Source organism: Jeotgalibacillus terrae, assembly GCF_016908195.1.
Taxonomy (GTDB): domain Bacteria; phylum Bacillota; class Bacilli; order Bacillales; family Jeotgalibacillaceae; genus Jeotgalibacillus; species Jeotgalibacillus terrae.
This window is the reverse complement of sequence record NZ_JAFBDK010000002.1, coordinates 30,968-53,168: the sequence shown is the minus strand read 5'-3', so window position 1 is coordinate 53,168 and position 22,201 is coordinate 30,968. Positions and strand designations below refer to the sequence as shown.

Below are 22,201 nucleotides of genomic sequence, written 5' to 3'. Positions count from 1 at the left end.
TGAAGTGGAAGGGGGACGACTCCAGCAGGAGAAGCGTGACAGGTGAGACCCCACAGAAGCGTAGCTTCGAGGAGGTCCAATTGAACCGGAGCCAAAAGACGGCTCATGCGGAAAGCGTTCTACCTGCAGCGGAAATCAACAGCCAGTTTTAACAGAGCTTTCTAATTAGCATATATATAATAGTAGAAACTCGTCTATTTCTTCAACTGACCGATCAAAAATTGTGAACCCGGGATCCATTTCAGCACCCAGGAGATCGCGATACTTGCCACTACGCCAAATACGAATACACTAAATGTAAATGCAATCACAGACAGTTCGTACGGCAAATACTTCGCGTATACCTGAAGAAGCAGCAGATGCAGCAGGTAGATTGCAAAAGAGTATTTACTAATGACTTTTATCAAATAAGGAACCTTTTTAATATAAACGGAGATCGAAAGCACCGTCATAAACAAGAGGATTGTATAAATTAATACGTCATTTCTGCGGGATGAAATACTTGTAAGGCCATCCATCACGTTATCAATGCAATATAGGAGTGCGATGATTGTCAAAATAATAAATCCTGGTCCAGCCTTCTTTAAAAAAGGCTTAATATCTCCAGCATATCTTCCAGCAAAATAAGCGACCGTAAAAAATGCCAGCCATCCCGGGAACAAGATAATCCCATAATGATTCCAGATCAGATCCCAGTTGCCGCCTGGAGAAGAGAAGTTTTTGAAAAACAGGTTGTAACCCATTGTGATTAAAATGGATAAAGAAATCATCAAATAAGGGTTTAAGTATTTGTGAATCCGGTTAAATATAAAATGTAGCACATAAAATTGGAAAATAATCAGAATAAAATAACCGTGCCAGCTAGCATATAGTATAAAGTTGAATGCACGGTCAAAAATGGCTTCCCAAGTAAATGTGCCAATGAAACCGAAATAACCGGCATAAATAAATGGGATCGTAAAATAGGGAATAAGAATATAAGAAATTCTTTTTTTCCAGAAGCCGTCTGGAACACGGTCAGGATAAGAATAGCTTAATATATATTCTGACATCATAACAAACATAGGTGTTGCAAAGATAAATGTGATCTGAAGCATTTTTGCCAGTTCAACCGACGCTTCAGGCAGATCATATGTGACGAGCGCCCTTGAAAGGGAATGTACCCATACAACACTTAAACAGGCAAAAGCTCTTAACCAGTCTATGCCGGCAATACGTTCTCTGGCCAACGGAAAAAACCTCCAATCAAAACATGTCAATGCATTATAACATGTATTTCTTCCATAAAAAAAGCTTCACCCGGAAGAATGATTCAGCCGGATGAAACTTTAAGGTAACATTATTTAAGTGAACGAGTCAGGAATGCAGCAAGCTGGCTGCGGTTAACAAGTTCGCGTGGAGCGAATGAACCGTCTGCTTTACCAGTTGTGATACCTGAAGCTGCAAGTGACTGGATCGCTTCGTAAGCATAATAATCTGAAGACAGGTCAGTAAACTCTAATTCTGATGAAGCAGCTTTCAGGTTGAATGCTCTCGTAAAGATAAGCGCCATGTGCTCTCTTGAAAGCTTTTCAGTCGGACGGAAGTTGCCGTTTTGGTCTCCTGTAATAATACCCGCTTTGTTGACTGCATTGATTGCGCCGCGTGCCCAGTAATCTGAAGCAACATCGCCGAATGGTGTTGCAGTGTCAATACGCGCCAGTCCAAGCGCTTCTGCAAGGTATGAAGCTACTTCAGCACGAGTAGGGTTTTCATAAGGTCGGAAGTAAGCTCCGCCGTTTTTACCGTACATAATGCCTTCTTTCTTTAAATACGCAATATCATCATATGCCCAGAAGTCTTTTGTAATATCAGCATAAATACCTGAATAAGATGGTGCTGACTGTGCAGTCTGTGTAGGTGAACCATCGAATGATCCCACTCGCTTAGCGCCTACATATCTTGAACCCCAGTAGTAAGGGTCATTAATAGAATCAATGTTAATGCCTTTGTATGTGTGTGCGTGGATAAAATTAGAATTACCTATGTAAATTCCAACGTGTGACACACCGCTTCCGAAAGTGTTAAAGAATACTAGATCTCCCGGCTGCAGATTGGATTTTGAAATGCTTGTTCCAACGCCGTACTGCGCGCTTGATGTTCTTGGTACGGAGATGCCTGCTGAGTTTTTCATTACGTACTGAACAAAACCTGAGCAGTCAAAACCTGAAGGAGATGCTCCTCCGTATACGTATGGTGTTCCTAAGAATCTCTTGGCATAGTTCGTGAGGTCTGATGCAGATGCTGCCTCAGCTCTGTTGTTGTCAAGGGCCGCTGGAATAAGTAACGTAAGGGCTAAAAGTAATACGAGCGTCTTTTTTAATAACTTCAAGTTCCGTACCTCCAAAAGTAATGTTTCTGAATCTCGAAAAAATCAACTAGGGAAATCATAGCATAATAACTGAAAATTTCGTTTTACAGTTATGTAACAAAAGATTGCAAGACTGTCATAAATGCAAAAAAAGAAGCCGGTGCATATGCACCGGCTTCTTCTTAATTTGAGTTCATGTACTGCTGAGCCCTTGTCATCATTGCGGAAAACTGAGCTCTGCTGATAGATTCATATGGTCTGAATTGAGTTTGATTTGTAACAATTCCTTTTGAAACTAATGCAGAAAGTGCAGAAAAAATTTCATTTTCAGGTGAAACATCTGTAAATAATAGATCTATGTCACTATTTGACTCATCAATTTGTAACGCACGAAACAGAATTAAAGCCATCTGTGATCTTGAAAGCTGCTGACCAGGTTTGAACAGTTCATTTTCATAGCCATTCAGTACGTTTTCATGACTGGCAGAGAGGATAGAGTGCCTTGTCATAAAATCGAATGATTCGATATCTTTGAAAGATGACTGCATCGAAGGGAGTGTATCCCATTCAAAAAGTCTATTCATCATCAGTGCCGCATGCTTTCTGCTGATTGGCGAATCCGGACGGAAAGTCCTGTCTGCGTATCCGTTAATGATGCCTGTTGAGCTGGCCTGCATAATTTCTTCGTAAGCCCAATAGCCGTCAACGGTATCACTGAACGTAAAACTTGCCTGAGCATTTGGTGCAAGATTCAAATATTCCTGGTGCAGAATCTGATCGCCGTCAGTAATGGCTGTAAACATTTTAAATGCGGGCTGAACGGGTGCATCAATCTCAATTGACTGATAGCTGTTATTGATCTCACCGTTATACGCTTCGCGACCATTTACAAATACCTGAAGCTGACTGCCGCTCAGGCTTTCATCTGTCAATAAGTGAAACTCATTTAAGCCGTATGGCTGTCCCGGACGGTAATTCATCCACTCCATTACAGCAGGAACTGTGTTTTCCCAGCTCTCAGGCGAGAATTGTACTAACCCGTTCCCTGACCAGATATCATACCCTGGAGACATAATATCTTTTGAACTACCAAATAATCTTTTTCTTATAGAAAGAAGTGGTTCATCAGGATACTGATGTTTGATGAGGGCTGCTGCGCCTGTTACAAACGGGGCAGCCATGGATGTGCCGTTCATTTTACGGTAGACAGGATCAATATAAGTACTGAGTACCTCAAATCCTGGTGCAGTCAGGTCAACTTCCCATCCGAAGTTGGAGGTGCCGACTCTTTTCATTTGCTGATTCACACCACTTACTGTAATGACAGTCGGATAAGAAGCAGGATATACGTCTTCAGTTGAAGCGTTATAATTCCCTGCAGCTGCAATAACAGGGATTTCATGAATAGCTGCTTCTATCACTGCGTTTTTAAGCAGTTCCGTTTTTCCTTTTCCGGCAATGCTGATATTCACTGCACTGACATTTAAGTCAATCGCATCATATAATGCCTGGCTGATCTCAAAATCGGTTCCTGATCCTCTGTTATTTAGGACTTTCATTGGGAGAATATCAATCGGTGCATGTCCGAATACGCCGGATGTGCCCAGACCGTTGTTCGTACATGATGCTAAAATGCCGGTGACATGAGTTCCGTGACCGTAAGTATCCTGCGCCCATGAATAGGCTTCCTTCGTATAATCCTTACTCAGACTGTAAAGGATGTTTGAGCAGAAATCTTCATGAAGTGCCACACCGGAATCAAGTACTGCAACGATCGGATTATTTACACCAATGAGTGATTTTACGTTAAATGAAGAAGGGTTCTCGTTTTCATCAAGCAGTGTCAGGTGAATCTCTGTGATTGTTTCTTCACTTGAAACAAGTAAATCAAGCTTTGAAAACCTTCCATAATTCATCCCGATTAAATTACCGTTTTGATCCTTAGCCTCAATTCCCCAGAGGGTTTCACTGTCATCAATCTCTACTGAAATACGTGAGAGTTTCTGATCGGGAGAAAAAGTGATCGTCTGCGCATCGAATTCACCGTTATTTGTCTGTGTTTCTGATTCATTTACAACCAGCGGCTGATCCTGTAACAGGTTTTCACCTGCTTCCGGATAAAGTTCCTGAATGGAAGACTGGTTCACAGCTGAAAGACCCCACTGGTCGTCTATGTAAATATCAGGGGTGATTTCTGCGTTTGCCTGTTTGGAGACATTGCGTTCAGCACGTTTGATCAGCGGATGTTCAGGTACAGGGCCGGAGATTAAAAGTGACTGGGGAAGTTCTCCTGTCAATTGGTCTTCGAGCAGTGTCTTTACCGTTTCTTTATGTTCGGGCTGGTCAAAATAGAGAATCCATTCTTCGTCTGAAGCACTGACAGCAGGAGCAAAAAGCGAGAGAAATAGAGCAGAAATGAGTATTGAACCTATTAATCTGAAAGTCACGCAGACACCTCCGTTCTTATGCGTGTAATTATCCTATATTATAAAGCATTTACCCTTAATGTATGACATTTACACGTAAAATATTTCAGAATTATTTCAAAAGAATATCAAAGTCATATCAATGTAACATATATTATGTCTTTTATCGCATTGATGTTTCAGCAATCATCTACTAAAATGGAAAAGGTTAGTAGTTCATCTTAGAGATTACATTTGGAGGTTTACATGTTACAAAAATCTTTTTCTACCGTTTTCCGTCCCTTAGCCGCTGCAGTAGTTGGCTTAGCCATAGCAGGTACTGCTGCAACAGATGCCCAGGCAGCTTCATACGAAGTAACACCTGGCGTGCAGCATACTCAATCATCATTTTCCATGAATGCCAGGAATCAGGTTTCTAACATTCTGGATATTGATACTTCATCCCCGTACATAAGTGTTGATCTTGGTGTCCCAACACCACTCACGTCACTTGGAACCGTCCAGTCACAGGCAACGGGAGGAACCGAGAACCTGTATCACATGGTTGGAGCAGTCAATGCCTCTTTCTTTCATTTCGATAGTGCCATGCCGTCTTATATAGTAGCAGAGGACAATAAAGTGGCTACATACGGCGTCATTTCAGATGGAATGGCTGAGTATATGAGTGTGCCTTCAGCGTTTGGTGTGAATGCGCAGGGGGAAGCTCAAATTGATACTTTTAAATATGATTCAAGCGTCTCTTTTAATGGCAAAACGCTCTCAGTTTCTTCAGTAAATAAAGCCAGAAAAGCAAATGAAACGATTATTTATACACCTTCGTGGAGTTACGCGGAAACCCGTGCAAACGAACATGGCGTAGAAATTACTGTCAAAGGATTATCAGGCAAGCTTGAAAATGGAGCGGAGTTTGGTAAGGAAATTACAGGAACTGTTGAAAACGTCAAATTACCAGGTAGAACGTATTCAACAAAAATTCCTTCTGACGGTTATGTCATTTCTGTTCACGGCACGAATGTATCGCAATATACATCTTTAGCAAAAGGGGATCAGATTACTCTGAAGATGGATGTAGAAGATAAATGGAAAAATGCAGAATATATGATCGGAAGCGGTCCACTGCTGGTTCAAAATGGGAAAGTGGATATGACAATTGATTCTACAAGTGCCCGTGCAAGGCAGCGAACTGCAAGAACAGCGGTTGTAACAGATGCAACTGGTGAAAAGGTAAAGCTGGTGACAGTGGATGCAACTTCATCAAGTGCAGGAATGACGCTCCCGGAATTTTCGCAGTACCTTGTAAGTATTGGTGCGTATCAAGCATTAAATCTTGATGGCGGCGGGTCTACCACGATGGTTTCAAGACAATATGGGAATGCATACCCAACGATGATTAACCGCACATCTACAGGCAATATGAGATCTATTTCTACTATATTAGCTGCGGTCAGTAAAGCGCCATATTCAGCCCCGGCATATATGTCAGCAAAGATCAGTCAAAGTAATGTGACATTGGGAAGCAGTGCAGAGCTTTCTGTTGAGTATCTGACAGATGTGAATCGTCACAAACTCTCATTTAAACAAGAAGACGTTCAGTACGAATTAGAAGGTAATATCGGCCGGATCGAAGGACGTAAATTTATTGCGGAAAACAAAGGAACCGGCACGATTATTGCAAGCTACCAGGGAGTCACGCAGCGTATTTCAGTTGAAGTGACAGATAATCTGAAAACGGTGAAGATCGTACCGACTGCTACAGTAATGGCACCAGGAACTGAACAGACATTTAAAGTGACTGGCTATGATCAGAATGGCAACGCGGTAGGTGTAGATGCGTCAGCAGTCAGCTGGGAAGCATCGGGCAACGGTTCGATCACTGCAGATGGCACATTCACAGCCGGCAATGCCGGAAATGCTGTGGTCAAAGCAACTGTCAGAGGCATCAGCGGCAGTCTTAACGTAGAAGTATTTAAAGGTGCGAAGAAGCTGGATGCACTTGAATCTCCAAGTGTCTGGAAAGCATCATCAGCACGCGCAGAAGCATCTGTATCTTTCCCGGGAAATAATGTGTCTGTTCCTGTCAGAGAAGGTGGCTCAGCGCTTAAGCTGTCGTACGATTTCTCTAAAGGGGAAGCCGGCACAGCAGCCGCTTATGCAAATGCATCATCTGTCTCAATAGACGGCAAACCAAGTTACATTGGCATGTGGGTATACGGAGACGGCAATAATCACTGGCTGAGAGGAAAACTTTCAGACGCAGCAGGACAATCTTATACGATTGACTTCACAGAGGACGGCGGGCTTAACTGGACAGGCTGGAAGTATGTCAAAGCTAAAATGCCGGCTTCAGCAATCGCGCCGATTAAAGTAAATCAGTTATATGTAACTGAACCGAACGCAGCTAAGCAGGACACAGGAACAGTATACTTCGATGACCTGAAGGCTGAATACGGCGATGATTACACAGAAGCACTGTTCAGAGACATCCCTAATGATTACTGGGCAAGAGAGCAGATCGGTTATTTAACAGACCGCTCACTGATTACAGGCTATCAGGATGGAACGTTTAAGCCGGTGACAACGTTAAGCAGAGCACATGCAGCTGTCCTTCTGACAAGAATGATGGATCTGCCGACTGACAATGTAGACAATCCTGGCTTCACTGATATTGATGAAAGCCATATCTACTATAAAGAAATTGCTGCAGCTGCCAATGCTGGGATCATCAGTGGTAAAGCAGACGGCACATTTGACTCGGCTGCGTCACTTACAAGAGCTCAGATGGCTGTCATTCTGACAAGAGCTTATGGATTTGATGGAATGTATGAGCCAGTCATTAATGATGCGCCTGAATCATTCTGGGCACATAAAGAAATTCACGCACTTGCTGAAGCAGGCATTACTGTACCGTATGAAGGCAACAACTTCAGACCGAACGAGTCAGTAAACCGCAGTCAGTTCAGTACGTTTATGTATCGTATTTTGACGATGGAATGATAAGAGGGTAAAAAAATAGCTTTATTGAAAGAGGCTGATGATTTCCACTGCAAGGGGATGCTTTCCGCAGGGCGTGCGGTGAGCCTCCTCAAGCTTCTCCTGCTGGAGTCACCCCTTTCCGCTCCAATCATCAGCTTTAATAAGAGGATATTTAACTCTGATCTAACTAGATGGTTAAAGTCGGAAATCATTTTGATCTGATACGGTCGATTTTTTTTAGGAGATAAGCGTCCGCCTGAAACGAAGTAAGCCTTTTAAACAAAAAAATGGTAAAAAAGAACTGTTTTTTATAAAAGCAGCTAAACATATACCCTATTCCAACGATAATAAAACTAGATTCATAGAAAATCGTCTTAAAAGACTGTAAATCCCTCATAGCCAATAAGAAAATAGTTTGCTAGAATGACCATAGTCGATGACTAAAACCCGAAAGGAGAAAGCAGATTGAAAAATGTAAGCAGGTTTTTGATATTAATTCCAGCTCTCATCTTAGTGTTTAGTGCTTTGTCAGTAGGAAGTGTTTCGAAAGCCTCCAGCGTATTCAGCGATGTAGATTCAGATTTTTGGGCGAAAAGTGAAATTGAATATTTACATAGTTTAGGAGTTATTTCCGGCTATGAAGAAAATGGTTCCACACTTTACAAATGGAACAATAAAGTAACGCGGGCACAGGCAGCGAAAATGCTGGTTGTTGCAAGCGGCAGCGTGGAACTGAATGTTTCTTCTGCCACTTTTGACGATGTCCCGACAGATCACTGGGCATCAGGATGGGTTGAAAGAGCTGTCAGACTTGGTATCTTCACAGATGGCAATGATAGCTTTAACCCGAATGCAAATCTGTCACGAGCACAGATGAGTAAGATTATTGCAGAAGCATTTGACCTTGACTTTGCAGCAGCAGCTCAGGAGCCGGTGGTTTTCACTGATGCTTCACAGAGTGAATGGGCAATCGCTTATATTAACGCTTTGTACTATAACGGGATCTCTAACGGCAGTAACAATCTTTTCAAGCCGTTATCAGACGTTGACCGTGCACAGTTCGCAGCATTTATGAGCCGTGCTTTGAATGATGAGTATAAGCTTGCAGTTGAAGCGCCTCAGCCAGCTCCGGATCCGGAGCCAACGCCAGATCCAGAACCAACACCTGAACCGGAACCACAGCCAGAACCGGAGCCATCTCCGGCTGATCCTGTGATTGCAAAGCTTGTTGTAAAACAGGATGACTTAAATGTTCGTTCAGGACCAGGTACATCTCATGGGATTCTTGGTACTGTTGATGATGGAGACCGTTTGAATGTTTATTCGTTAAACGGCGACTGGGCGAAAGTGGATTTCAACGGTAAACAGGCTTATGTGCACCAGTACTATGTAACATTTTTAGACACGCTTGGAGACGCACTTGGTTCTCCAACAGATACTGCGCGTGTAACTGAAGCATATGAATTGAATGTCCGTTCTGGTCCTTCATCATCTGCTACAGTTGTAGGGAAAATTAAAAACGGTACGACGGTCACATTGTTCGGTGGTACAGGAGATTGGGTGAGAATTGAACACAATGGTCTTCCTGCATTTATCCATAAAGGATATATCACGATTAACGTTCCAACACCGGAACCGGCTACTTCACTTTCAGCTAAAGCAACTGTTGCTTCACTGAATGTAAGAGCTGGCACAGGCGTTTCGCATCCGGTAGTCACTGTGCTCAACCAGGGTGATCGCGTTGATGTCATTTCTATCAGCGGTTACTGGGCAAAAATCAAGACAAGCAGCGGAAAAGTTGGTTTTGTTAATAAAACTTACCTGAAGCTGATCAATAACTCAGGTAATATCCTTAAAGACCGTATTATTGTAATCGATGCAGGGCACGGTGCAACAGATCCTGGTGCATCTGTCAGCGGTTACACTGAAAAAGCAATTAACCTGGAAGTGGCACGCCGTGTCGAGGCAAAACTGAAATCAGTAGGTGCCGATGTAAGAATGACGCGTACGAGTGACACATTCCCATCACTTCAGGACCGTGTAGATTTCTCTTATAAAAACTATGGTGAAATCTTTGTGAGTATTCATGCTAACGCGATTGGTTCAAGCTCTGTTTCAGGAGCCGAAACTTTCTATGATGTTCAGTATAATGACAACACGACTGAAAGTTACCACCTGGCAAATGAAGTGCAAAAAGAAATTGTTGCACGTGCAGGTATGAATAATCGTGGAGTTAAGACAGAAGCATTCTACGTTCTGCGCAATCAGAATATCCCGTCAATCCTCGTTGAACTTGGATTCATGACAAACCCTTCTGATCTTGCTAAGCTGACAAGCTCTAAGTATATGGAAATTTATGCTGAAGCTGTGTTCAGAGGAATCGTAGACTACTATAGCCTTAAGTAATATTGAGACAGTCCGGTGATGATGCCGGACTGTTTTTTTATGTATAGGAGGCTGCTGCAGGGGAGGTGGCGGGGTAACCAGCAGATGCAACACTGCAAGGGTGTCCCGGAACCGCGAAGCTGCCTTTTAAGCCCTTTAGAAACAATCCCTTAATATCTTAAAGGCATTACGATGGGGAGTCGCTGCGATGGAATGAGCCGATGCGACGTTCGATTGTGCATACACGACCTTCATCGGCATATATTCGACCTTCAACCCGGGTGTATCCGACCTTCACGGGGCAGCATACGACGTTCACCAGCCATCACACGACGTCCGGCGTAGAACCGGGTCAGACCCGCTGCTACGCCCCACCTCCAAACTGGTTCTTTTTTATGTTTTGTCTGATGCCTTAAATTGCTATAATGGACGTATTGCACAAAACAGAGAAACCGGGTGATGACACGATGAGAGTCGCAATTGCAGGAAATTATGGACACGATAACAATGGGGATGAGGCAATTTTAGCAGGCATGCTGCAGAGCCTTGAAACCTATGCCGGGATCAGCCGGAAGGATATTACGGTGTTCAGTAACTACCCGCACAAAACGATTGAGGAGCATCAGGTGAAATCAGCACCGCTGCTCGTACGTAAATCGAATAAGCTGATCGCAGCAGCTTCTACGCTGCGTTCACATATGAAAGTCTTAAAAAATATTGACCTGTTAATCATTGGCGGCGGCGGACTGCTGATGGACCTTTATAAAAGAGATGCACCGGTCTATGCAAGTATTGCCGTGATCGGTAAAAAACTCGGCTGTGAAGTGGCTGTATGGGGCGTCGGGGCAGGGCCGATCACTACGCCTGCAGGTACGATGCTTATCAAGCAGATTGCACATGCCGCTTCAATCATTACAGTTCGAGATGAAGACTCAAAAAAATTGCTTGAAAAAATCGGAGTAAAAAAACCGATTGGGATGACGGCGGATCCTGCATTCGGGCTCGTTCCTGAAGCGCCGCGAAAAAAGACTGAGCAGATCAAGCGTGTTGCTGTCACAGCGGTACCTTATTACAGCAGCCAGTACTGGCCTGTTCACCGTGAAGAGAAATACCAGGCGTATATTACGTCATTTGCGCAGGCGCTTGACCGGCTGATTGGGGAAAAAGGGATTGAAGTGACTTTTTATGCAACTAAATATCCTCAGGACCTTGAAGTCGTCAGGGATATCAGACTGAAGATGGCGCATGACTCAAAGATTATCGATAAAAATATGAAGCCGCATGCTCTGATGAATTTTTCGGCTGAGCAGGATATCGTGATCGGAACAAGGCTTCACTCATTAATTTTAGCGGTGAGAACAGGTACACCTGTCATAGCAGTAGGCTATCATGAAAAGGTTGGTTCATTTTCAAGGCTGATTGAGCAGCATGATTATTACACAGAGATTGAACAATTATCAGAAGCTACACTAATTGAAAAGGTTTCTTTAATGGAAGAAGACTGGCACGCTCATCAGGAAAACGTACGGGAAATCGCAGAAAATTTTCATGCGAAAACTGCTGCATTTCCTGAGGAGCTGAAGCAGCGGTTTGGAGGAGACGGCAATGCCTAAAACAATTACAGTCATCACGAATATGTATCCATCCAAAGCGCATCCGACGTTCGGGATATTTGTGAAGAACCAGGTGGAAGCACTGAGAGCAGAAGGCCATCATGTAGACGTTATTGCCATTAAAGATCCGCGCGGAGGGAAAGTAAACGCTCTGAAAAAGTACGGCGTATGGGCATTGAAAAACCTTTTATACCTCGTGACTAAAGGTAAAAAAACAGACGTGGTCCATGCCCATTACGTTTTCCCGAGCGGTCTGTTTGGCATGCTATATAAAAAAATCTATAAAACGAATATGATCGTTACTGCGCACGGCGGCGATATTGATAAAATGGCGAGAATTTCACCAATTACTCACCGAATGACGAAAAATATTATTAAAAATGCTGATCATACGATTGCAGTCGGTAATCAACTGTATGACACGATTGCACAGGAATTTGATGCGCCGAGCCAAAAGCTTGAACTGTTAAATATGGGTGTAAACCGCTCTGTATTTAAAGCTCATGAAAAGCAGCAGGTGCGTAGTAAGCTCGGCATCAATGAGCAGGAAAAGGCGATCCTTTTTGTGGGGAATATGATTAAACAAAAAGGCTTATCTGACTTAATAGAAGCAATCGATCTGCTGAAAAAAGACGGAGCATTTGATCAGTCGAAGCTGTATCTGATCGGAGCGAAGAAAAGTCCCGGATATTTTACTGAACTTCAGGAAGAGATTAGTAAACGAAACCTTGATGATGTGGTAAGATATGTAGGAACGAAAAATCAAAAGGAACTGGCTGAATGGATGTCAGCTTCAGATGCGTTTGTCCTGCCTTCTCATATTGAAGGTTTCGGGCTTGTAGCGCTTGAAGCGATGTCATGCGGCACACCTGTGATTGCAAGCCGTACTGGCGGTTTGCCATATTTACTGGATCAGCAGGCAGGACATCTGGTCGAACCGAAAAACGCTGCTTCACTGGCAGAGGGAATTCGGACTGTACTGTCAGATCCTTCTTACAGGGAAAAGCTGCGGGAAAATGGATTACAACGTGCAGCGGAAAATGACGAAACGCGTGTCATTCAGAAGCTCGGGCAGCTTTATTTTCCTAATGGAGGGTAACACAATGGCGTCACGGAATAAAAAGGTGCTCTTCATATCATCAGTGGGTGGACACCTGACCCAGCTTTTACAGCTGAAACCGTTATTTGAGAAATACGACTATCATATTATTACCGAGAAATCAGTGATTACCGAGGAGTTAAAATCCCAGTATCATATGTCATTTCTCGTATATGGTGCGAGGAATTATCCAATTAAGTACTTATTCAAGTTTTCGTACAACGTCATCATGTCCTTTATTTATTTCTTTAAAATAAAGCCGGATGTCATTGTAACGACGGGTGCGCATACTGCAGTACCTATGTGCTATATCGCAAAGATGTTCGGTAAAAAGGTCGTTTTTATTGAAAGCTTTGCCAAAACTACAACACCTACGCTATCGGGAAGAATGGTGTATCCGATTGCCGACTTATTTATCGTGCAATGGGAGACGATGAAAGAGCATTATCCGAAAGCGGTGCATGGGGGTTCAATCTATTGATTTTTGTTGTGTTGGGCACCCATGAGCTGCCCTTTAAACGATTACTTGAACAAATTGAAGAACAGATAAAAGCCGGACGGATCAGTGAAGAAGTCATCGTGCAGAGTGGTCATACTTCATTTAAAACGAAAAGTATGAAGATGATTCCTTTCATGTCTTACAAAGAGATGGAAGAGATGTACGACAAAGCGTCTCTCATTGTCACACACGGCGGCACAGGCTCAATTACGACTGGCATTAAGATCGGAAAAAAGATGATTGCTGCGCCGCGTCTGAAGAAGTATGGGGAGCATAATGATGATCACCAGCTTGAGATTGTCGGACAGTTTTATGACTCTGGTCATATTCTCGAATGGAATGACGAACAGGATTTTGCTGATGTGCTTGAACAGGTGAAAACGTTTGAGCCAAAGCCGTTTCAAAGCGGACGAGTGAAGATCCTGTCTATTCTTGAGGAGTTTATCGATCAAAACTGAATGGATGAATCATATGAAATCATTTACACCACGTCAGATCGCAGCAATAATCGGCAGTGTGGCAGTCATTAATCTGATTGCCAGGCTGATCGGTTTTCTGAGGGAAGTAGCCATTGGAGTTCATTTTGGCAGGAGTGCAGAGGCTGATGCGATTATTACTGCTTACACGATTCCGAACTTTATTTACCTTGCAGCAGGCGGGGCGCTGACGACCGCTTTTATCAGCGTTTATACAAATGAAGTTGATCAGGGTAAAAGAAAAGCGGCATCGGTTATTTTTACATATACAGGTCTAGCAGCAGCAGGGTGTTCGCTGCTCTTTTTTTTAGTACCTGATTTATTTATCCGTCTGTTTTTCAGCGGGATGGCCGATGGAACGCAGACGCTGACTGCTGATTTATTCAGGATCATGTCGCTTGGCACGTTCTTTTTAACGGTGTCTATGCTGTTTACCGGCTACCTGAATGCCAACAGATTTTATAAAGCTTCAGCACTCGCACCGCTTTTATTTAACATTGTGTATGTAGGCGGGGCTGTCGCGTTTATGCCGGTGATCGGTATTGATGCGTATGCGTGGTCGGTGCTTGCAGCGGCCATTTTGATGTATGGCTATCTTTTAGCAGAGCTGAAGAAACGCCATTTATCACTGGAGACGGCCTTTAGCGGCGGATCTGAAGGACTGATGAAGAGGTATCTTTGGCGTGCACTGCCGATTTTAATCGGCGGGGCAACAATCCAGCTTTACTTTCTGCTTCAGCGTGTTTTTGCTTCCGGTATGGGAGAGGGAACGATTTCAGCATTGAACTACTCATCAAAGCTCATACAGATCCCTCAGAGCATTCTTATCACAGCTGTGACAACTGTACTATTTCCATTAATCAGTCAGATGGCTGTGAAAAAAGAAACGCAGGAACTGCAGCAGATGTATACTAAAGGTATTACATATTTATGTCTGCTGATTGTTCCGGCATCAGTCTTTGTTTATTTTCATGCAAATGCATTGATTGGGATTGTGTTCGAATACGGTGCCTTTAGCAGTGAAGATTCAGTTATTACAGCTGACCTTCTTAAGATCTTTGTGATCGGCATGACGTCACATGCACTTAATGTGTACCTGACGAGATTCTTTTATGCCCATAACCTGAACTGGCTTGCAGTATGGATTGGTGCGATCAATGTTTTTGCTGTTAATATTAGCGTGATCTTCCTGTTAACCGGAACCATTGGTGCTGCAGCTATTGCCTGGGGAATGACGATCAGCGGCCTCACACAGCTTGTGATGCTTCTTGTGATGGCAAAAATGAAGATGGGGCTGGTACCGAATGCTGGCAAACCACTCATGAAGATACTAGTTTTATCTGTTGCATTAGGGGGTATTTTTAAGTATATGCACGCAATCAGCGGATTACTGAGCCTTATCTTATCCGCTTTGATCCTCGCAGCAGGCTACCTGATATTAGTGATATGGACAGATCAGTCAAAGAAATTACTCAATAAAATGATAAGTGTTGTTAAAGGTCATCGTTGAATCTGCACAGCTTTAACAGAAAAAAACTGAAAAAGTGAAACTTATACCTGATTAAATCGTCTGTTCAATGAAGAAGTGGTAGGACCAACGATATAAAGTTTGGGAAACTGTTCTCTTTTTATGACAACTTGTGCTATAATCTGCATGGAAAGTGAAATCAATCATTTTCCATTTATGAAAGCGGACCGTTTTCGAGGAGGAAACTTATGATTTTTTTAACGAATCTGCTGATCGTCTTTATCAGCTCGATTATTCTTACACCGATTGTAAAAAAACTTGCCTTTAAAATAGGCGCTACTGATAAACCGAATTACAGAAAAGTCCACCAGAAGATTATGCCAAGACTCGGAGGACTGGCGATTTTCCTCAGTTTTGTGATTGGATTTGTATTGATCAATCCTCAAAATGAAGCTGCTTGGCCGCTGCTTTTCGGAAGTATCATCATTATTATTGTCGGCGTGCTCGATGATATGCGTGAACTTTCTGCAAAAGTGAAGCTGCTTGGACAGATTGCTGCAGCGCTCGTTGTTGTTCTTGGAGGCATTCAGCTTGAATATATCAACCTGCCGTTTGGCGGCCAGCTTGAATTCGGGTTGTTCAGTATTCCGATGACAGTCCTTTGGATTGTTGGTATTACAAACGCAGTGAACCTGATTGACGGACTTGATGGACTGGCTGCAGGTGTATCTTCTATTGCACTTGGGACAATCAGTCTGATGGCCCTGCTTGACGGAAACATTTTCGTTATGGCAATCGGCATGCTGCTTTTCGCAAGTGTACTCGGATTCCTAGTCTACAACTTTCATCCGGCAAAAATCTTTATGGGTGACACGGGGGCACTATTCCTCGGATTTGCGATTTCAGTGATTGCCCTGCTTGGGTTCAAAAACGTAACAGTGATCTCACTGATCATTCCAATTATTGTGCTTGGTGTACCGATCTCTGATACATTCTTTGCGATCTTGAGACGTTTTGTTAATAAGCAGCCATTATCTGCACCTGATAAAAACCACTTGCATCACAGATTGCTGGCGCTTGGTTATTCTCATAAGCAGACTGTATTGATCATCTATGCGATTGCTGCAACATTCGGAATGTCTGCACTGATCTTCTCGATGTCTACAGTATGGGGTTCAGTATTAGTGATTGGTGTCATGCTGATTGCAATTGAGCTTTTTGCAGAAAGCATCGGACTTGTTGGGAAAGATTACAGACCATTAATGAAATTAATGCGCGTGAGGAATGCGCGGGAATAGATAAAAAAGTTGAGACGCAGATGTCTCAACTTTTTTTGTGGAAGAAACCGGCTCGCTGCGTGACAGGCGGATGCTTTCCAAGTGGCTAGCCCGTCTTGTGGACCCGGTGAGCCTCCTCGACGCTTAGCATCTGCGGGGTCTCAGCTGTCACGCTTCCCCTGCTGGAGTCTCCACCTTCCACTACAATGAACCTCAGTTTATTTTATAGAAAATGGTTGTAGCAATATATTATTTTAATTCACTATACCGTAGACTTATCAATAAATAAAAGATAGATATAAAAAAGAGCGCCGGCTGGGCGCTCTTTTTGTTACCATTCTGAGTCTTCATCTTCCTGGGCTGTTTCACTTTCACTGTACGTGTTGTCTTCTGTCAGGCTTGATGACTCATCGTTTGAGACGAATGATGAGAGTCCCAGGTGTTCGCGCAGGTCAGCGCGGACTGTTTCGAGTTCTTCTTCATAAGCTTCATAATAGTAGACACCGTCATACATAACGCCTTCACCAGCCAATGTATGCATATCAACTGACAGGTTAGAGTTCAATGCGTAAGACATAAATGCTCTCATCTCTGAGAATCTCATATTTGTTTTCATATTGTCGCCGACTGCATCAATCACATCAGCGTAGCGGTTAATCGAACCGGCAGATTTTGCTTTATCAAGAATAGCGTCAATGACTTCCTGCTGGCGTTCGCCGCGGGCAATGTCACTATCCATATGTCTTGAGCGGACAAAAGCAAGTGCTTCTTCACCATCTACTGTCTGACGGCCTTCTTCAAGGAAGATCGCATCTTTCTGGTCATCCGAGTTCATTTCATACATATTAAAAGGTACATCCACTTCAACGCCATTCAGTGCATTTACTACATCCATAAATGCATAGAAGTTCATACGTACATAATAGTCAACCGGTACATCAAGCAGTTCTTCAACAGCTTCCATTGAAGCCTTAGGTCCGCCGAATGCGTGTGCATGATTGATTTTATCTTCGTAATCCACTTCAGGAATGTAAGCAAGTGTATCACGTGGAATACTTGTCAATTTGACTGATTTATCATCATTATTTAATGTAGCCAGGATAATCGCATCTGTACGTGTTGTGCCGTTTTCAAATCCGGCAGCTTCTTCACGGACATCACTTCCGTCTACACCAAGAAACAAAACCGATACATTATCAACATCAGGATCAACTTCTTTTTCGCGAAGTTCTGACTGGTCTCTTCCTTCAACTTCTTCGAAAGAATCATCAGCCACATTTTGAGCTTTCGTATACAGATAGCCACCGTATACTAGCCCGGATACAGCGATTAAAAGCAGCGGGATACCCACCATCAGCATCACTTTCCTGATGCGCTTTGCTTTCGCCTTTTTCTTATACGTTTTTCTGTCCATATTTCGAGTGGCTCCTTTACTCGGGATTTCCAAATCATGATCTTCGTTTCTTATGACCGGGAAAACCTGTCATAGAGCGGCAAAACAATCGCCAATCTCTATTTTACTTGTTTTCCCGCTATCAGTAAAATGAAACTTTCATTACAATTGTCGATTATTCGGTTACAATTTGCTCCCGGTAAACCATTTCACCCTGTTCAATGACAGCCTGCCCGTTAGTCAGTTCTGTCATCCAGGCTGTAAAAGAATCAATTTCATCTTCTTCAACATACGTTTCAACTGCTACATCTTCAAGATAGTGAATCTCTTTTAAAGGATATGGAGAAGAGCGCACTTCATTCTCAACTTTACCAAGCCATGTGTAATCCATTTTAGACGTCATGATTCTGTTCAGTGACCGTTCAACGATTCCTGCTGCTTTTAATCCTTCAGTAACCGACTTGCCATATGCACGGATCAGACCGCCGCCACCAAGCTTAATACCCCCGAAGTAACGCGTCACCACAACAGTTGTGTCCTTTAGACCCTGTTTCTTTAACACTTCAAGCATCGGAACGCCTGCAGTCCCGGACGGCTCACCGTCATCATTGGCTTTTTGGATCAGATCGTGTTCTCCGATCATATAGGCTGAACAATTGTGATTGGCGGAAGAATGTTTCTTTTTAATTTCCTGAATAAACGCCTGAGCCTCTTCTTCTGTTTCAGTGCGTTTTGTATAGGTGATAAAGCGGGACTTTTGAATAACGATCTCACTTTCACTTTCTCCCGCGACGGTTAGATACTTTTTAAGCATATTTTGCTCCTTTATCTGTGTGTTTGTTACACAATTATAACAAGAAACGTGCTCCTGCGTCATTTTTTGCAGAGATGAAATAAAGGTGAAATGTCATATGCGTCATTTGTAATGCAACTTTAATATCGCGACAAAGTGATGATGTTATAATAGATAAGGTCTTATTTAATAAACCGGGGCCAAAAAGGTATCTTAAAATAGCTTCTTTTTTGAGTAATTTCGACATGTTGCGGTGGTAAAGTTTATTTACCACAATACTTTCAATTTTACTGGTTTAACAGTATAATTTTTTGTAAAGACATGTATACGAGAGAAAGGAGTCTGCACGTGTCCGCAAATAGTATAGATACCCAGGTACTCGATTCGATACTGGGTAAAATGATAGAGACTGTGGACCAGAGTAAATCAGAAATTTTTGAAATCGGTGAGCAGACACGCAATGAGTATGACCGGCTCATTTCAGAGCTTGGTCTGATTCGTGAAAAAATTGCAAGTGTGATCTATACAGGTGACGATCTTGAAAGGCGCACACGATTTGCAAGAAAGCGCCTTGCGGAAGTCAGTCATCATTTCAAAGACTTTTCTGAAGAACAGGTCCGTCAGGCATACGAGACGGCGCATGATCTTCAAATGAAACTCTCGGTTAACAGACAGGAAGAAAAACAGCTGCGTGAAAGAAGAGACGATCTTGAACGCCGCTTACAGAACATGGTTGAAACCATTGACCGGGCTGAAAATCTTGTGACTCAAATTACTGTTGTACTCAGCTACCTGAACAGTGATTTAAGAAAAGTCGGTGCAGCGCTTGAAGATGCAGCGCAGAAACAGCTTTTCGGGATGCAGATTATTGAAGCCCAGGAAGAAGAACGTAAAAGACTTTCCCGGGAAATACACGACGGTCCGGCTCAGATGATGGCAAACGTACTCATGAGATCCGATCTGATCGAACGTGTATTCAGAGATAAAGGCACTGAAGAAGCCATCAATGAAATCAAAAGTTATAAAAAGATGGTCCGCTCAGCATTGTCAGAGGTACGGAGAATTATCTACGACCTTCGACCGATGGCGCTCGATGACCTTGGTCTTGTTCCGACCCTCAGAAAATACTTAAGTACTATCGAAGAGTATAGTAATGGTGCTAAGTTATCATTTAAGCAAATTGGGGAAGAATCAAGATTAGATCCAAAATATGAAGTCTCGCTCTTCAGACTGATTCAGGAAGCCGTTCAAAATGCGATCAAGCATGCAGAAGCACGTGAAGTCAGTGTGAAAGTCGAGATACGTCCGGATTGCGTTAATGCAATCATTAAGGACGACGGTAAGGGATTTGATCCTTCAGAGAAAAAGCAGGGCTCATATGGCATGATCGGAATGAAAGAAAGGGTTGAACTCGTATCAGGAAAGATGCATGTTCAATCCAAACCAGGCGAAGGTACGACAATCAGTATCAATGTACCAATTCAAAGTTAAAGATTGAGGGGGAACCTAACATGACAAAGATTTTAATTATTGATGATCACCAGTTATTCCGTGAAGGAGTCAAACGCATTCTTGATTTTGAAGATACGTTTGAAATCGTAGGAGAAGGCGACGATGGTTCTCAGGCAATCGAGCTGTACGAAACACACCAGCCAGACGTTGTACTGATGGATATTAACATGCCTGATGTGAACGGCGTAGAAGCAACAGGCCAGCTTGTGAAAAAGCATCCTGACGCAAAAGTCATCATCCTGTCAATTCATGATGATGAGAACTACGTATCACATGCTCTGAAATCAGGTGCACTTGGATATATGCTGAAAGAAATGGATTCAGAAGCACTGATCGAAGCAATCAAAACAGTTGCTGACGGTGGTTCTTACCTGCATCCGAAAGTAACAGTTAACCTTGTAAACGAATTCCGCCGTCTGGCAGAAGCAGAATTCACTGGTAACTTCCAGCAGATGGAAGTGCGCCGCCCGCTTCACCTGTTAACAAAGCGTGAGTGTGAAGTGCTTCAGATGCTTGCTGACGGTAAAAGTAACCGCGGTATCGGTGAAGGACTGTACATTTCAGAAAAAACGGTTAAAAACCATGTAAGTAACATCTTGCAGAAAATGAATGTAAATGACCGTACGCAGGCTGTTGTTACAGCAATTAAGAACGGCTGGGTAGAGGTACGATAATTGTTAAGTGAGGCTCCGTCTTTGAGACGGGGCTTTTTTTTGTTGTGTGAGGGGGCGTGCATGCTTGGCGCTGTTACAGTGTTTTGGATGGTGGCTGTTGTGTTTTGCCCCGCAGCTGTAGGATACACTCGGGTTTACTGTAGTGAGACCGTTCTCAGTTGTAGTGAGACGTGATTTAGCTGTAGTGAGCTCCCGCATCGGTCGCAGCACGACGCCCTCCCCATGCCCTTAAGAAACCAAAAACTCCGCCCGGATTAACGGCGGAGTTTCATCTTATTTACGACGTCTCGCAAAGTCTACAAACTTGAACTTATCGAGTCTGTGACGCGATTCTGTGTACTGGAAGATCGATGTGTCTTCGAGGTGCACAAAGTTCTTAACGAGTACGATGTGGCTGTAACCGTCAAGATCGAGCAGCGCACGGTCTTCATCTGTTGCAGGCTCAACTGTGATTTCTTTTTTAGCGTAGGAAATGTTTAATCCAAGCTGCCCTTCAAGATAAGCATAGATTGAATCTGCGCAGATTTCTTCAGTCAAAGATGGCACGGTTGTCTGAAGCAGCCAGTCTTTATCAAGGATCACCCGCTCACCCTGAATCGTTCGAGCGCGGACAACCTCCCACGTCAATGCGTGCTCAGGACACTCAAGCTGATTAGACAGCCAGTCCTCTGCTTCAATGAGTTCAAGCTTATGCACAGTCGTCTGAATATCACGGCCAAGCGACTGCTGTATTTCTTTAAAGCTGACAAGACCTGTAACAGGAAACGTCATTTTACTTATATCAAGAACGAGGGAGCCTTTGCCCTGCATTTTCTGTATAAAACCGTTTTGCGATAAAAGTGTAAGCGCTTTCCTTATGGTTTCTCTTGATGTATTAAATCGCTCACACAGTTCGTGTTCAGAAGGGAGTAGAGAGTTCGGCTCGAAAACCCCATTTTTTATTTCTGAGGAGAGTTCTTGAAAAATGTTCATATATTTATTTGTAGTTGCCATATATATCACCCTTGTTTATTGTATCATATGAGGGGACAGGATTTTAGTGAATGTACCAAGATTTTCATATATCATATGTATTCAAATACCGCTGTCTCTTTCCGTGGAGGGCTGCGCTTTCCTGCCCCCGGGCGGTGAGCTTCCTCAGGCTTCGCCTTGCGGGATCTCACCTGTCCCTTCCTGGGGCGAGAGTCTCCGCCCTCCACTCCAAGAGCCAGCTGATATGGTATTGATTAAAGGGGTTAATACATTATAAATTTAGACTTTGTT

16 protein-coding genes are annotated in these 22,201 nt (G+C 43.2%); 10 read left to right on the top strand and 6 right to left on the bottom strand.

Annotated elements, in window-relative coordinates; genetic code table 11:
• Positions 1-194 precede the first annotated feature (194 nt).
• From JOD21_RS02215 to JOD21_RS02205, 3 genes are all read right to left on the bottom strand, one after another.
• Complete coding sequence (locus JOD21_RS02215; protein ID WP_204728035.1) at positions 195-1,229, bottom strand: acyltransferase family protein; 1,035 nt, start codon at positions 1,227-1,229, stop codon at positions 195-197.
• Positions 1,230-1,339: 110 nt separating this feature from the next.
• Positions 1,340-2,371, bottom strand: a complete 1,032-nt coding sequence (locus tag JOD21_RS02210) for a C40 family peptidase (RefSeq protein ID WP_204728034.1) — start codon at positions 2,369-2,371, stop codon at positions 1,340-1,342.
• A 161-nt stretch (positions 2,372-2,532) separates the two neighbouring features.
• Positions 2,533-4,797, bottom strand: a complete 2,265-nt coding sequence (locus tag JOD21_RS02205) for a S8 family serine peptidase (RefSeq protein WP_204728033.1) — start codon at positions 4,795-4,797, stop codon at positions 2,533-2,535.
• A gap of 225 nt (positions 4,798-5,022) precedes the next feature.
• Here JOD21_RS02205 and JOD21_RS02200 point away from each other — a divergent pair, with 225 nt between their 5' ends.
• The 8 genes from JOD21_RS02200 to JOD21_RS02165 all read left to right on the top strand — a co-directional run bounded on the left by JOD21_RS02200 (position 5,023) and on the right by JOD21_RS02165 (position 16,587).
• A complete protein-coding gene (locus JOD21_RS02200) occupies positions 5,023-7,770 on the top strand; it encodes a phosphodiester glycosidase family protein (protein ID WP_204728032.1) in 2,748 nt (915 codons plus the stop codon).
• A gap of 444 nt (positions 7,771-8,214) precedes the next feature.
• Entirely contained in the window at positions 8,215-10,155 is a 1,941-nt protein-coding gene (locus JOD21_RS02195) for an N-acetylmuramoyl-L-alanine amidase (protein WP_204728031.1), read from the top strand.
• 446 nt (positions 10,156-10,601) lie between these two features.
• The gene (locus tag JOD21_RS02190) at positions 10,602-11,747 is read left to right on the top strand and encodes a polysaccharide pyruvyl transferase family protein (RefSeq protein ID WP_204728030.1); all 1,146 of its coding nucleotides are present in this window, start codon (positions 10,602-10,604) and stop codon (positions 11,745-11,747) included.
• Positions 11,740-12,846 carry a glycosyltransferase family 4 protein gene (locus JOD21_RS02185; protein ID WP_239581314.1) on the top strand — a complete coding sequence of 369 codons (1,107 nt, stop codon included), beginning with the start codon at positions 11,740-11,742 and terminating at the stop codon, positions 12,844-12,846. Before JOD21_RS02190 ends, JOD21_RS02185 begins: the two co-directional genes overlap by 8 nt.
• Before the next feature lie 4 nt (positions 12,847-12,850).
• Entirely contained in the window at positions 12,851-13,327 is a 477-nt protein-coding gene (gene pssD, locus JOD21_RS02180; protein ID WP_041123272.1) for a PssD/Cps14F family polysaccharide biosynthesis glycosyltransferase, read from the top strand.
• Positions 13,324-13,803, top strand: coding sequence for a PssE/Cps14G family polysaccharide biosynthesis glycosyltransferase (gene pssE / locus JOD21_RS02175; RefSeq protein WP_204728029.1), 480 nt, complete (start codon positions 13,324-13,326; stop codon positions 13,801-13,803). Before pssD ends, pssE begins: the two co-directional genes overlap by 4 nt.
• Positions 13,804-13,816: 13 nt before the next feature.
• Entirely contained in the window at positions 13,817-15,331 is a 1,515-nt protein-coding gene (murJ, locus tag JOD21_RS02170; protein ID WP_204728028.1) for a murein biosynthesis integral membrane protein MurJ, read from the top strand.
• Between the two features lie 206 nt (positions 15,332-15,537).
• Positions 15,538-16,587 (top strand): glycosyltransferase family 4 protein, encoded by a 1,050-nt coding sequence (locus JOD21_RS02165; protein WP_041123270.1) that lies wholly within the window; start codon positions 15,538-15,540, stop codon positions 16,585-16,587.
• Between the two features lie 310 nt (positions 16,588-16,897).
• On the opposite strand, the gene JOD21_RS02160 is transcribed toward JOD21_RS02165, so the two are convergent.
• Both JOD21_RS02160 and JOD21_RS02155 read right to left on the bottom strand, forming a co-directional pair.
• Positions 16,898-17,980 carry an LCP family protein gene (locus JOD21_RS02160; RefSeq protein WP_204728027.1) on the bottom strand — a complete coding sequence of 361 codons (1,083 nt, stop codon included), beginning with the start codon at positions 17,978-17,980 and terminating at the stop codon, positions 16,898-16,900.
• A gap of 154 nt (positions 17,981-18,134) precedes the next feature.
• Entirely contained in the window at positions 18,135-18,773 is a 639-nt protein-coding gene (locus tag JOD21_RS02155) for a YigZ family protein (RefSeq protein ID WP_204728026.1), read from the bottom strand.
• A 327-nt stretch (positions 18,774-19,100) separates the two neighbouring features.
• On the opposite strand from JOD21_RS02155, the gene JOD21_RS02150 reads away from it, so the two are divergent.
• Complete coding sequence (locus JOD21_RS02150; RefSeq protein WP_204728025.1) at positions 19,101-20,243, top strand: histidine kinase; 1,143 nt, start codon at positions 19,101-19,103, stop codon at positions 20,241-20,243.
• Positions 20,244-20,263: 20 nt separating this feature from the next.
• Positions 20,264-20,938: a response regulator gene (locus tag JOD21_RS02145; RefSeq protein ID WP_041123266.1), complete on the top strand. Its 675-nt coding sequence runs from the start codon at positions 20,264-20,266 to the stop codon at positions 20,936-20,938.
• Positions 20,939-21,211: 273 nt separating this feature from the next.
• Here the strand turns inward: JOD21_RS02145 and treR are convergent, their stop codons facing one another.
• Entirely contained in the window at positions 21,212-21,931 is a 720-nt protein-coding gene (treR, locus tag JOD21_RS02140; RefSeq protein WP_041123265.1) for a trehalose operon repressor, read from the bottom strand.
• Between the last annotated feature and the right edge of the window lie 270 nt (positions 21,932-22,201).

Coding starts and splice junctions, on each gene's coding strand:
- JOD21_RS02200 (WP_204728032.1), top strand. CDS start 5,023: ATGTTACAAAAATCTTTTTCTACCGTTTTCCGTCCCTTAGCCGCTGCA.
- JOD21_RS02190 (WP_204728030.1), top strand. CDS start 10,602: ATGAGAGTCGCAATTGCAGGAAATTATGGACACGATAACAATGGGGAT.
- JOD21_RS02185 (WP_239581314.1), top strand. CDS start 11,740: ATGCCTAAAACAATTACAGTCATCACGAATATGTATCCATCCAAAGCG.
- pssD (WP_041123272.1), top strand. CDS start 12,851: ATGGCGTCACGGAATAAAAAGGTGCTCTTCATATCATCAGTGGGTGGA.
- murJ (WP_204728028.1), top strand. CDS start 13,817: ATGAAATCATTTACACCACGTCAGATCGCAGCAATAATCGGCAGTGTG.
- JOD21_RS02165 (WP_041123270.1), top strand. CDS start 15,538: ATGATTTTTTTAACGAATCTGCTGATCGTCTTTATCAGCTCGATTATT.
- JOD21_RS02160 (WP_204728027.1), bottom strand. CDS start 17,980: ATGGACAGAAAAACGTATAAGAAAAAGGCGAAAGCAAAGCGCATCAGG.
- JOD21_RS02155 (WP_204728026.1), bottom strand. CDS start 18,773: ATGCTTAAAAAGTATCTAACCGTCGCGGGAGAAAGTGAAAGTGAGATC.
- JOD21_RS02145 (WP_041123266.1), top strand. CDS start 20,264: ATGACAAAGATTTTAATTATTGATGATCACCAGTTATTCCGTGAAGGA.
- treR (WP_041123265.1), bottom strand. CDS start 21,931: ATGGCAACTACAAATAAATATATGAACATTTTTCAAGAACTCTCCTCA.